We start from the raw sequence: 12373 nt of genomic DNA, 5'->3' as shown, positions 1-12373 counted from the left end.
GATAGTTATGGTTGCTGAATTGACCGCATTACGCGATCAAATTGATGAAGTGGATAAGGCGTTGCTGGACCTGCTGGCGCGCCGCATGGCACTGGTTGCTGAGGTCGGCGAAGTTAAAAGCAAATACGGCCTGCCAATTTACGTTCCGGAGCGTGAGGCCTCTATGCTCGCCTCCCGCCGTAAAGAGGCACAGGCGCTGGGCGTTTCACCGGACTTAATTGAAGATGTCCTGCGTCGTGTGATGCGGGAATCCTATTCCAGCGAAAACGACAAGGGCTTCAAAACTCTCTGTCCGTCGCTGCGTCCGGTGGTGATTGTCGGTGGCGGCGGCCAGATGGGGCGTCTGTTTGAAAAAATGCTGACGCTTTCTGGCTATCAGGTGCGCATCCTGGAAAAAGAGGACTGGCCGCATGCGCCGGAACTCATGAAGGATGCCGGAATGGTTATCGTCAGCGTACCGATTCATGTGACGGAGCAGATTATCGCGAAACTTCCTCCGCTGCCGGAAGATTGCATTCTGGTGGATCTGGCGTCCGTTAAAAATGGCCCTCTACAGGCAATGCTGGCGGCGCACACCGGGCCCGTGCTTGGGTTACACCCGATGTTTGGCCCGGACAGCGGCAGCCTGGCGAAGCAGGTAGTGGTTTACTGCGACGGTCGTCAGCCGGAAGCGTATCAGTGGTTCCTGGAACAGATTCAGGTCTGGGGGGCACGTTTGCACCGTATCAGTGCGGTTGAGCACGATCAGAACATGGCGTTTATTCAGGCGCTGCGCCACTTTGCAACCTTCGCCTATGGTCTGCACCTGGCGGAAGAGAACGTTCAGCTTGAACAATTGCTGGCGCTTTCCTCGCCAATCTATCGTCTGGAGCTGGCGATGGTCGGGCGACTGTTTGCCCAGGATCCACAGCTTTACGCCGACATCATCATGTCGTCTGAAAATAACCTGGCGCTGATCAAGCGCTACTATCAGCGTTTTGGCGAAGCGATCACCTTGCTGGAACACGGCGATAAACAAGCGTTTATCGACAGTTTCCGTAAAGTGGAGCACTGGTTCGGTGATTACGCCACGCGATTCCAGAGTGAAAGCCGCACGCTGTTGCGCCAGGCAAATGACAGTCGCCAGTAATCTGATGATGTATATACTAAAAGCCAGCAATGCTGGCTTTTTTCATATAATGGGTGGATGTGGTTTATCAACCATTTAAATTATCACTAATAAAAACAGTAATTTAAAAAAGCTGTAACCATCTGGAACCGTTTCTAATACCCCGAAGTGTGGACGCAATGTGGACACTCCGGGGGGAGCAGAACCTACAGCGATATCCCTCCTGAAAGCGGATTCAATGCCACGGCATTTTGCAGGTACTCCGGTGACAAATGCGCATAAGTCATCGTCTACTGGATGTTTGCATGACCCTGTATTTGCTGTAATGAAATGATGTTACCCCCGTTCACCATGAAATGACTTGCGAAGGTATGACGCAAAATATGCGTTGCCTGATTTGCAGGAATATCAGGTTTAACCATCTTCAGCACTTTGCAAAAACTCACGTAATCGACGTTGAACAGATTCCCGCTGGTATTCTTCTTTATCAGCGATTCAAGCTCAGAAGAAATCGGTACAGTGCGCTTTTTTGCGTTTTTGATTTTCAGGAATGTCACGCGCCCGTTTACTATTTGTGCCGGTTTGAGTGTTGCCAGCTCTGACCACCGCCCGCCGGTACTAATCCCCAGCAGGGCAACCAGCAGATCCTCACCTGTAAATGACTTGAGCAGCAGCGCACTTTCTGCTTTGTTAAGGAAAGCCATTTCAGGGTTAGCCTCTGCCAATGGTGGCAAACCATGAACGGGGTGCACCCCAGCAAACTCTTAAAGTTGAATCAGCTTCGTGAACATGCCTGATACAAGAAAGAGGGTATACCGAAAACGCGTGTCAGTGAGGGTAACGAATGTTATCGATTTAACTGAGTGGGTGGCAAATTATGTAATGTTGAGTTTCCAGTTGATGCTGGATGACGCCGACTGCGGTATGACAATCATGAACTGGAAAGAACTAAGCGAGAAGGGGCTGGTTTTCAGAATTAATCACGAAATTTTACACCCGCCAGGGCTGGCTGTTGGATATGAAATGACTAACGGTGTTTCGGCTGGGGCTTCGTGGCTTATAACGGAGTCTGGCAATATTCAGACGAGCTTGTTGATGATGCTAAAAAAATGGGTGGTTAAAATGAGCCATACGCGAATAATGCCAGCACCGCCGGTGCTGAAATTTGCTTTCAGTGCCGGTGGTGTTGAACAACGAGCGCGGCGAGGCGTTAGCCTCTAAGTCGATAAAATCAGAGTCAGGAAAGTAGATTGAAGTAAAAACGTCCATTATGATGACCCCAAAGGTTAGCCCAAAAGGAAATTAGGACAATGAGCGTTGGATTAATTACGGACGAGCCAGGACGTTTCTACACCTTCCAGTCAACATTACCAGCCGGTGAATACTTCGAATTTCGCCCCCGCAATCCTCCACTGAATTCAAAACCCATTGTTGATGACGAAACCGGGATGTGTATTGGCTATTCAGTCTCTCAGGCTCCCGGTTTATGGCAGATTTATGATACCGACGGCATGTTTGTCAGGCTGGAAGAAGCGCCACTAGAAGCCCCCCTGATTGACCCAACAGACATCGTATTAATTGCCTTGGGTGCATTTCGTCTTTTTCGGGCTGGTAAAGCGTTACTGGAGAGTGGAGTTAAAACCGCTGTAACTGTGAGGCTCAGTGAGGCTACTATCAGTCTCTTACGTGGTCGGCTGAAAATGGGGTTATCTGCACGAACCCTTAAAATGACCGCAACTCCTGCTAAACATATGCTTAATCCCGCGCGATATGTGCCCTTGCAACTTCAGGAAAAAGTTATTCGCTACGGCAAAAGAACGCCAGATCCTCAAAAGGCTCAAGGTCTTTTTCGTTACGAATCTGAGATATATAAACTTGTTGAGAATCGGGCGAAAAAAGGAACCTATTATTATAAAAAATATATGATAGAAGTATTGGTGCGTGAGAAAGACTGGACAATAACTCATTTTTTATACAAGTGATGGGGGGAATATGATTGAGATAATTAGCGACAGGAAAATTTTACGGATTTCCCCCTTTGGGCGTGATAATACCCCTGACATACCAGAGTATGACTGGATACATACCTATGTGGAGTACGAACTACCCGAGCTTAAAACACAATATCAGGCATCCTTTAATGTCGGAGAGCTTAATGCTCTTAAAGCTAAACTCAGGGAGTTACATAGAAGTTTAGTTGATGGCACGAAGGCTCGTGAGGTGATTTTTGATAGCACAGAAAATCAGTTAAATCTTGTGTTTTCACCATCATCAACAGGGCGTGGGGTGCTTTTAACATTAACGCTAAGGCCGGAAAATCCTGCTGAAAGCGTCGTAGTCAGTGATAGTCTTGGAATGGATGAAAGTTATTTTCCTGCAATACTTTCCGGGCTGGACGAAATCATTAATTGGACGAGTTGATTCACAATTTTAGATGTGCATGCATCAGTGGATGAGTTTGCATTCAATTTTTATTCCAGTTTTTGCCAGCCAGTGACAGCGCTGGTGCGGCTCAAAGGCGCAGGCCATGCGCGCCGCACAGGCAAGGAGCTGTATCATCAGTGCACAAACATCATTTGCAGTTGCACGTTCATCACCACTGAGACGGTCGAGAGCTTTATCGTTTCGCCGGGTGAAGTAGTACCAGCGCCGCCGCACCCGACGCAATCAGGCCAGCAACAAATCCACTGGATGTGACCAAAAGAAAGCCCTGCACATGGCAGGGCTTTTTCGATGCGTGGACGACGTGTGGACATCGTCAGAAACAAATCCTTTTGTTTCAGCCTTTTGCGTCTAAAATTAAAACAGCAATGCTGGCTTTTTTCATTTTGGGGAATTGTCATGGCTGAACCGCAGCTGCTGTTGAACTATACCGGGCATCTGCCCGAATGCCCGACGTGGAGTGCTGAAGAAAAGGCGCTCTACTGGGCGGATATTCTGGAAGGGGAGATTCATCGGTACCATCTGCCCACCGCGGAACACTCGGTGCTCTCATTCCATGAAGAAGTTGGGTGTTTTGCCCTGCGTGAACGCGGCGGATTTATCGTCGCGATGCGAAACGCCATCTGGCTGACCGATAAACACGGCCTGCTCCAGCGTAAGGTTTGCGATAACCCGTCCAACCCGCAGCTTGCACGCTTTAACGATGGAGGCACCGACCATCAGGGACGGTTTTATGCGGGCACGTTCTGGGGGCCGGGAGATTATAACGGCGCCATGTTGATGCGTATCGACAACGACCTGACACCGAAAGTGATCCAGTGCGATATTCAGGGGCATAACGGTTTAGCGTTTAGTCCTGACAAACGGTGGATGTTTACTTCTGATACGCCGAACGGTGTGATTTACCGTACGCCGTTTGATGAGCAGGGGGAACCCGGTAAGCGCGAAGAGTTTCGCCGTTTTAGCGAGGGAGAGGGTATACCCGACGGAGCGGCAATGGATGAGGAAGGCTGCTACTGGAGCGCACTGTTTGACGGCTGGCGTATCGCACGGTTTTCACCGCAAGGCGAACAGCTGGAAGAATACCGGCTGCCGGTACGCTGCCCGACAATGGTCTGCTTTGGCGGCGACGATATGAAAACGCTGTTTATCACCACCACGCGGGAAAATATGGAGGCGGAGGAGCTGGCGAAATACCCGCTTTCCGGTGCCATCTTCACCCTGCCTGTAAATGTGGCAGGGATGAAGAAAAGCCGCTTTATCGAACATTAAGCCGGATCGACCGGGACCACGTTTTCGCTCGGATAGCAGCCAAGTACTTTCATGGAGCGTGTGATCTCGCCCAGTTCGCGCAGGGCTTTCTGCATGGATGCAGACTCCAGGTTGGCCTGAACGTCGAGATAGAACATCTCTTCCCACGGGTTGCCATGTATTGGGCGGGATTCCAGCTTCGTCATGATCAGGTTGTGATTACGCAGCACCAGCAGCGCTTCAACCAGCGCACCCGCCTGCTGGCCGGTCGCCATCAGCAGGGTGGTTTTCGCCGGGACCTGGTCGGACACGTTGATGGCCTTGCGGGCAAGAACCACGAAACGGGTGATATTTTGCGTCTGGTTGGCCAGATTGCGTTCCAGCACCTGTAAGCCATACAGCGCGCCGCCCGCTTCGCTACCGAGTGCCGCGACGGCAGGAGAGTTTGCCTGCGCCACTTTTTCCATCGCCGCCGAGGTGCTTTCGGTGTACTCAATTTTCCAGTGCGGATAACGGTTCAGGAACTGGCTGCACTGCTGGAACGGCTGCGGGTGGCTGTACACCGTTTCAATCTGACTCAGATCGGTTGAGCCAGAGACCAGCACGCAGTGATCGATAGGAATAGTCAGCTCACCGACCAGCGACAGGCTGGTGTGCTGGAGCAGATCGTAAACATCGTTGATGGCGCCGGAACTGGTGTTCTCAATAGGCACCACGGCGTAATCTGCCTGGCCGGTTTCGACCTGGTTGAAGATGTCTGCAAATTTTGCACAACCGCTCTCAATGAACTCTTCGAAATGACGGGCTGCGTACTGGCGAGCCGCCAGGTGAGAATAAGAACCTTTCGGGCCGAGGAAAGCGATCCGAGCAGAGTGCGGGTTGGTTTTGTTCAGATGCTGCTGGAGCAGGGCCTGTTGCGTCAGAACGGAATCTTCAATGATGAGCTGGAACAGGCGGGTGATGTAGTGGGCATCAAGATGATGCGCTTTGCCGAGCTGTATCAACCGTTCCAGTAAATCACGCTCGCGATCGATATCGCGCACCGGCCGATGAGAATCCAGCTTGGCTTTGCCCACTTCAATGGCGAGCGCGCGGCGCTCTGCCAGCAGGGCCAGTAACTTTTCGTCGAGTGCACTGATTTTTACGCGTAAATCCAGGAGCGGGTTTTCCGGTGTCATAGTGTTGTCTGTCTCATTTTATCGTTATCAATAAAAAAGGCCTCCCGGTGTGGGAGGCCTTGTTGTTCGTCTTCGCATTCTTTATCACACGACGAAACGCCTCCCGGTCAGGGGAAGGTAAAAAAGAATGCGAAGAAAAACGGCGTCTGTTTCATTAGGTCATCCTGAAATTGATAAGGTTAAAGTACCTGTACTGTTTTGATCCTGTCAATAAAAAACGCGCCCGAAGGCGCGTTGTCGGTACACTCAATTTAAAGGATTACTCTTCTTCAACTTCTTCCGCGAAGCTGGCGTCTTTCACCGATGTTGTGGCGCGACGGGCTTCACCTTTGTGTTGCACTTTATTGAGCTGCCGTTCCAGCTTGTTGATCAAATCATTAATTGCGGTGTACATATCCTCGTGTTTAGCGCTGGCGACCAGATGGCCGTTTGGAGTATTGATAGTTGCATCAGCGACGAAACCCTGCGGCTCCTTGGACAGGATGATATGTGGATTAATCAAATGTGTTTGCCATTTATCCAGTTTGGCGAGACGGTCTGCGACGTGCTGGCGGATTGCCGGAGTAATTTCCATTTGTTTACTGGTAATGTTCATTGTCATAAATTTTACCTCTTGTCTTTCCGTCTTGGTGATTCCAGCATACCCGACCTAATGTCAAAATGTGTGATTTAGATCACGTTATTTTGTCGGTTTTTGTCAGGGAATCTTTTTTGTGAGGCAGGGCAGGAAGAGGTGAGATTTACCTTGTCGAAGCCAGCAATTGCGGTCATAGTTGACTGGATGTGTTGAAGCTAAACCGCTTCAGCGTAAGTCTGAAAGAATAAAAAAACGGCAGCCTGCGGGCTGCCGTTATGCGTTGTAGCGGTATCAGGTATTGCTGCTGTTCGCGGCAATGATTTTCGCCACTTTGTCAGCCTGAGCCGTCATCTGCATCTGGCGATACGCATTCTCCATCAGCTTCAGGCCATCACGCGTGGCCTGGGTATCCGGATAATCACGCAGCATGCCTTCTACACGGTTAACCACGGCAACCCATGCGCCACGGCGAGTGTAGTATTCCGCGACGGAGTACTCGTATTTCGCCAGACGATCTTTCAGGAACACCAGACGCTTAGTGGCATCGGTAATGTACTGGCTGTTCGGGTAGCTACGCACCAGTTTGGAGAAGTCATTGAAAGCATCACGCGCATGTTGCGGGTCACGGTCAGAACGATCCACCCCGAAGAAGCCCTGCAATGCACTGTCATCCAGCGCCATGTTAGTCAGGCCGCGCATGTACATCACGTAATCGATGTTAGGATGGGTAGGGTTCAGACGCATGAAACGATCGATCGTTGCCTGAGCCAGCGGCAGATCGGCATTTTTATAGTAGGCGTAGATCAGATCTAACTGTACCTGCTGTGAATACGGACCAAACGGATAGCGATTATCCAACGCTTCCAGTTGCGTTATCGCCTGTTTCCAGTTACCGTCCTGCAACTTTTGTTGTGCAGTCGCATAGATTTCATTCGGCGGATTGTCAGGGACCTGTTCATTCGAACCGGAGCAGCCCACCAAAGCCAGGCTCAACGTGGCCGCTGCCACCAGATATTTCATGCGCGTCATGACGTTTTGACTTTCCTCAAATGTTTGTCCGGGAGAAACTCAGTTCCTGCTCCCGATTAAGACCAGCTACAATAGCACACTATATTAAACGGCAAAGCCGTAAAACCCAACGTTAAACGAAGAAGCAGTTTATGGCACAACGAGTAGAACTCACCGCAACAGTCTCCGAAAATCAGCTCGGTCAACGCTTAGATCAGGCTTTGGCCGAATTGTTCCCTGATTATTCGCGTTCACGTATAAAAGAATGGATCCTTGACCAGCGCGTGCTGGTAAACGGCAAGATCTGGGACAAACCAAAAGAGAAAGTGTTTGGTGGGGAAGCTGTCGCCATCAATGCTGAAATCGAAGAGGAAGTCCGCTTCGAGCCGCAGGATATCCCGCTGGATATCGTCTACGAAGATGACGATATTCTGGTCATCAACAAACCGCGTGACTTTGTCGTCCATCCGGGCGCGGGTAATCCTGACGGTACGGTACTTAACGCACTCCTTCATTATTACCCGCCGATAGCTGACGTACCGCGTGCCGGTATCGTTCACCGTCTGGATAAAGACACCACGGGTCTGATGGTGGTGGCGAAGACGATCCCCGCCCAGACTCGACTGGTGGAATCTTTGCAGCTGCGCGAAATCACCCGTGAGTATGAAGCGGTGGCGATTGGTCATATGACCTCTGGCGGCACGGTGGAAGAGCCGATTAGTCGTCATCCAACCAAGCGTACGCATATGTCCGTACACCCGATGGGTAAACCGGCGGTAACCCATTACCGCATCATGGAACATTTCCGTATTCATACGCGCCTGCGTCTGCGTCTGGAAACCGGGCGTACTCACCAGATCCGCGTGCACATGGCGCATATTACCCATCCGCTGGTGGGTGACCCTGTTTACGGCGGTCGTCCGCGTCCACCAAAGGGCGCATCGGATGAATTCATCTCCGTGCTGCGTAAATTCGATCGCCAGGCGCTGCATGCGACGATGCTACGTCTTTACCACCCAATCACCGGAATTCAGATGGAATGGCATGCGCCTATCCCACAGGATATGGTGGAACTTATCGACGCGATGCGCGCAGATTTCGAAGAACATAAGGATCACGTGGACTGGTTATGACCAAACTGATTGTCCCGGAGTGGCCGCTGCCTGAAGGCGTGGCCGCCTTTAGCTCGACCCGTATCGGTGGCGTGAGCCAGGGTGCGTGGGCGTCTTTGAACCTCGGTGCGCACTGTGGCGATAACCTGGAGCACGTCAAAGAGAACCGTAAACGCCTCTTTGCTGCGGGAAACCTTCCTTCAAAACCGGTCTGGCTTGAGCAGGTGCACGGTAAAGCGGTGCTGAAGCTTACGGGTGAGCCCTATGCGTCTAAACGCGCCGATGCTTCGTACAGCAATACGCCGGGAACGGTTTGCGCGGTGATGACCGCTGATTGCCTGCCGGTGTTGTTTTGTAACCGTGCCGGTACGGAGATTGCAGCAGCGCATGCGGGCTGGCGTGGCCTGTGTGAAGGCGTGCTGGAAGAGACCGTTGCCTGCTTCCAGGACGATTCTGCAAATCTCATCGCCTGGCTTGGCCCGGCGATTGGCCCGCAGGCATTTGAAGTGGGGCCTGAGGTTCGGCAAGCTTTTATGGAAAAAGATCCTCAGGCGGTTAATGCGTTTGTGGCGTCCGGCGATAAATATCTGGCCGATATTTATCAGCTTGCCCGCCAGCGCCTTAATAATGTCGGCGTGACCCAGATCTTTGGTGGAGATCGCTGTACATTCACCGAAAAGGGTGATTTTTTCTCCTATCGCCGTGACAAGACGACAGGCCGTATGGCAAGTTTCATTTGGCTGATATAACCTAAAGAATCAAGACGATCCGGTACGCGCCGTTTTCTTTTCACATAATTCAGGTTATTAACCTTGAATAATTGAGGGATGACCTCATTTAATCTCCAGTAGCAAATTTGACCTGTTATGGGAGGAGTTATGCGTCTGGATCGTCTTACTAATAAATTCCAGCTTGCTCTCGCCGATGCCCAGTCCCTCGCACTGGGGCACGACAACCAATTTATCGAACCTCTTCATTTAATGAGCGCCTTGCTGAATCAGGAAGGGGGATCGGTACGTCCTTTGTTAACGTCCGCTGGCATTAATGCCGGCCAGTTACGCACCGCCATCGATCAGGCGCTGAGTCGTTTACCGCAGGTAGAAGGTACCGGTGGCGACGTACAGCCGTCACAGGATCTGGTGCGTGTACTGAACCTTTGCGACAAGCTGGCGCAAAAACGTGGGGACAACTTTATTTCGTCAGAGCTGTTTGTTCTGGCGGCGCTTGAATCACGCGGTACTTTAACCGACCTGCTGAAATCCGCCGGTGCAACCACCGCTAATGTGACCCAGGCGATTGAGAAAATGCGCGGAGGTGAAAGCGTGAACGACCAGGGAGCCGAAGACCAACGTCAGGCTTTGAAAAAATTTACGGTCGATCTGACCGAACGTGCCGAGCAGGGCAAACTTGACCCGGTAATCGGTCGCGACGAAGAAATTCGCCGGACTATTCAGGTACTGCAACGCCGTACCAAAAACAACCCGGTGCTGATTGGTGAGCCTGGCGTCGGTAAAACCGCCATCGTTGAAGGGCTGGCGCAGCGTATCGTTAATGGCGAAGTGCCCGAAGGGCTGAAAGGCCGTCGCGTACTGGCGCTGGATATGGGCGCGCTGGTGGCCGGGGCGAAATACCGCGGTGAATTTGAAGAGCGTCTGAAAGGCGTGCTGAACGATCTGGCGAAACAGGAAGGCAACGTCATCCTGTTTATTGACGAACTGCACACTATGGTGGGGGCAGGTAAAGCTGACGGCGCAATGGATGCAGGGAACATGCTGAAACCTGCGCTGGCACGTGGTGAACTTCACTGCGTCGGTGCCACTACGCTGGACGAGTATCGTCAGTACATTGAAAAAGATGCCGCGCTGGAGCGACGCTTCCAGAAGGTGTTTGTCGCAGAACCAAGCGTTGAAGATACCATCGCGATTTTGCGTGGTCTGAAAGAGCGTTATGAGCTGCACCATCATGTGCAGATCACTGACCCGGCCATCGTTGCGGCGGCGACGCTTTCGCATCGTTACATTGCCGACCGTCAGTTGCCGGATAAAGCCATCGACCTTATCGATGAAGCGGCGTCCAGCATCCGTATGCAGATTGACTCGAAACCGGAAGAGCTGGACCGACTCGATCGCCGCATTATTCAGCTCAAGCTGGAACAGCAGGCATTGAACAAAGAGTCTGATGAAGCGAGTAAGAAACGCCTCGATATGCTCAACGAAGAGCTGGATGAGAAAGAGCGTCAGTATTCTGAGCTGGAAGAAGAGTGGAAAGCAGAGAAAGCCTCCCTCTCTGGCACCCAGACAATCAAGGCGGAGCTGGAGCAGGCGAAAATTGCCATTGAGCAGGCGCGTCGCGTAGGGGACCTGGCGCGGATGTCCGAGCTACAGTACGGCAAGATCCCTGAGCTGGAAAAACAGCTTGAGATCGCCACGCAGTCGGAAGGCAAAACCATGCGTCTGTTGCGTAATAAAGTGACGGACGCCGAGATTGCCGAAGTGCTGGCGCGCTGGACGGGGATTCCTGTAGCTCGCATGATGGAAAGTGAACGCGAAAAACTGCTGCGTATGGAGCAGGATCTGCATCAGCGCGTCATTGGCCAGAACGAAGCGGTCGAAGCGGTATCTAACGCCATTCGTCGTAGCCGTGCGGGGCTGTCCGATCCGAATCGTCCCATCGGCTCGTTCCTGTTCCTGGGGCCAACCGGTGTCGGTAAAACCGAGCTGTGTAAAGCGCTGGCTAACTTTATGTTCGACAGCGATGACGCGATGGTGCGTATCGATATGTCCGAGTTTATGGAGAAACACTCTGTCTCGCGTCTGGTCGGTGCGCCTCCGGGATATGTCGGTTATGAAGAGGGCGGTTACCTGACGGAAGCGGTTCGTCGTCGTCCTTATTCCGTCATCCTGCTGGATGAAGTGGAAAAGGCTCATCCTGACGTGTTTAACATTCTGTTGCAGGTGCTGGATGATGGACGCCTGACGGACGGGCAGGGAAGAACGGTCGATTTCCGTAACACGGTGGTGATCATGACCTCGAACCTGGGTTCCGATTTGATTCAGGAACGCTTCGGTGAGCTGGATTACAGCCATATGAAAGATCTGGTGCTGGGTGTGGTCAGCCAAAACTTCCGTCCGGAGTTCATCAACCGTATTGATGAAGTAGTCGTGTTCCATCCGCTGGGTGAGAAACACATTGCGTCGATTGCGCAGATCCAGTTGCAGCGTCTGTACAAGCGTCTGGAAGAGCGTGGGTATGAAATCCACATCTCGGATGATGCGCTGAAACTGCTGAGCGAGAATGGTTACGATCCTGTTTATGGCGCGCGTCCGTTAAAACGTGCAATCCAGCAGCAGATCGAAAACCCGCTGGCGCAGCAAATCCTTTCCGGGGAACTGGTTCCGGGCAAAGTTATCCGTCTGGAAGCCAACGAAGACCGAATTGTGGCAGTGCAGTAAGTCACAAAACGCAAAAACGGGCCGCTTGCGGCTCGTTTTTGTTTAAAAACCAGGCAAGAATTAAGGTCTGAGATGTGTTTTGCCTGGAAAGTGAGCAGTCAGTAAATAATTTTCACTTTGCACTTGCAGCCTCAGAATAACTCCCTATAATGCGCCTCCACTGACACGGAACAACGGCACGCAAGCCGCCGGGTCAGCAGAGAAAAGCAAAATAAACGCTTGACTCTGAAGCGGGAAAGCGTAAT

Annotated in this window: 13 protein-coding genes, 1 pseudogene and 1 other annotated feature; of the genes and pseudogenes, 9 read left to right on the top strand and 5 right to left on the bottom strand. The window is 51.7% G+C overall.

The window, feature by feature from the left end; all coding sequences use genetic code 11:
• Nucleotides 1–7 precede the first annotated feature (7 nt).
• Nucleotides 8–1129, top strand: a complete 1122-nt coding sequence (gene tyrA, locus ACOTX2_RS12390) for a bifunctional chorismate mutase/prephenate dehydrogenase (RefSeq protein WP_022649060.1) — start codon at nt 8–10, stop codon at nt 1127–1129.
• A 185-nt stretch (nt 1130–1314) separates the two neighbouring features.
• Here tyrA and ACOTX2_RS12385 read toward each other — a convergent pair.
• Nucleotides 1315–1917 (bottom strand): annotated as a pseudogene (locus tag ACOTX2_RS12385) (tyrosine-type recombinase/integrase); the annotation flags it as partial.
• Nucleotides 1918–1990: 73 nt separating this feature from the next.
• On the opposite strand from ACOTX2_RS12385, the gene ACOTX2_RS12380 reads away from it, so the two are divergent.
• The 5 genes from ACOTX2_RS12380 to ACOTX2_RS12360 all read left to right on the top strand — a co-directional run bounded on the left by ACOTX2_RS12380 (nt 1991) and on the right by ACOTX2_RS12360 (nt 4822).
• Entirely contained in the window at nt 1991–2329 is a 339-nt protein-coding gene (locus ACOTX2_RS12380; RefSeq protein ID WP_237764988.1) for a DUF7415 domain-containing protein, read from the top strand.
• A gap of 89 nt (nt 2330–2418) precedes the next feature.
• Nucleotides 2419–3090, top strand: coding sequence for a hypothetical protein (locus tag ACOTX2_RS12375; protein ID WP_023298400.1), 672 nt, complete (start codon nt 2419–2421; stop codon nt 3088–3090).
• A 10-nt stretch (nt 3091–3100) separates the two neighbouring features.
• Complete coding sequence (locus tag ACOTX2_RS12370; RefSeq protein ID WP_023298399.1) at nt 3101–3529, top strand: WapI family immunity protein; 429 nt, start codon at nt 3101–3103, stop codon at nt 3527–3529.
• Nucleotides 3530–3601: 72 nt separating this feature from the next.
• Nucleotides 3602–3805: an ogr/Delta-like zinc finger family protein gene (locus ACOTX2_RS12365; protein WP_071788728.1), complete on the top strand. Its 204-nt coding sequence runs from the start codon at nt 3602–3604 to the stop codon at nt 3803–3805.
• Between the two features lie 144 nt (nt 3806–3949).
• Nucleotides 3950–4822: an SMP-30/gluconolactonase/LRE family protein gene (locus tag ACOTX2_RS12360; protein WP_058676703.1), complete on the top strand. Its 873-nt coding sequence runs from the start codon at nt 3950–3952 to the stop codon at nt 4820–4822.
• On the opposite strand, the gene pheA is transcribed toward ACOTX2_RS12360, so the two are convergent.
• From pheA to bamD, 4 genes are all read right to left on the bottom strand, one after another.
• A complete protein-coding gene (gene pheA, locus ACOTX2_RS12355) occupies nt 4819–5979 on the bottom strand; it encodes a bifunctional chorismate mutase/prephenate dehydratase (protein ID WP_023306733.1) in 1161 nt (386 codons plus the stop codon). The two genes, ACOTX2_RS12360 and pheA, sit on opposite strands and share 4 nt — an antisense overlap.
• Nucleotides 5980–6009: 30 nt before the next feature.
• Nucleotides 6010–6135 (bottom strand) — a sequence feature (Phe leader region).
• Nucleotides 6087–6134, bottom strand: a complete 48-nt coding sequence (gene pheL / locus ACOTX2_RS12350) for a pheA operon leader peptide PheL (RefSeq protein ID WP_100229775.1) — start codon at nt 6132–6134, stop codon at nt 6087–6089. Its footprint overlaps the feature before it by 48 nt.
• A gap of 103 nt (nt 6136–6238) precedes the next feature.
• Nucleotides 6239–6580 (bottom strand): ribosome-associated translation inhibitor RaiA, encoded by a 342-nt coding sequence (gene raiA, locus ACOTX2_RS12345; RefSeq protein ID WP_006811628.1) that lies wholly within the window; start codon nt 6578–6580, stop codon nt 6239–6241.
• 267 nt (nt 6581–6847) lie between these two features.
• Nucleotides 6848–7585 (bottom strand): outer membrane protein assembly factor BamD, encoded by a 738-nt coding sequence (bamD, locus tag ACOTX2_RS12340; RefSeq protein WP_003863164.1) that lies wholly within the window; start codon nt 7583–7585, stop codon nt 6848–6850.
• A gap of 131 nt (nt 7586–7716) precedes the next feature.
• Here bamD and rluD point away from each other — a divergent pair, with 131 nt between their 5' ends.
• From rluD to clpB, 3 genes are all read left to right on the top strand, one after another.
• Nucleotides 7717–8697, top strand: a complete 981-nt coding sequence (gene rluD, locus ACOTX2_RS12335) for a 23S rRNA pseudouridine(1911/1915/1917) synthase RluD (RefSeq protein WP_022649057.1) — start codon at nt 7717–7719, stop codon at nt 8695–8697.
• Nucleotides 8694–9425 (top strand): purine nucleoside phosphorylase YfiH, encoded by a 732-nt coding sequence (gene yfiH / locus ACOTX2_RS12330; protein ID WP_063147485.1) that lies wholly within the window; start codon nt 8694–8696, stop codon nt 9423–9425. The genes rluD and yfiH overlap by 4 nt, the downstream gene beginning before the upstream one ends.
• A gap of 129 nt (nt 9426–9554) precedes the next feature.
• Entirely contained in the window at nt 9555–12128 is a 2574-nt protein-coding gene (clpB, locus tag ACOTX2_RS12325) for an ATP-dependent chaperone ClpB (protein WP_045308384.1), read from the top strand.
• Nucleotides 12129–12373 lie beyond the last annotated feature (245 nt).

The organism is Enterobacter cloacae complex sp. IR5412 (assembly GCF_049237385.1).
GTDB classification, from domain to species: domain Bacteria; phylum Pseudomonadota; class Gammaproteobacteria; order Enterobacterales; family Enterobacteriaceae; genus Enterobacter; species Enterobacter intestinihominis.
This window is presented reverse-complemented; position numbering and strand designations above follow the sequence as displayed.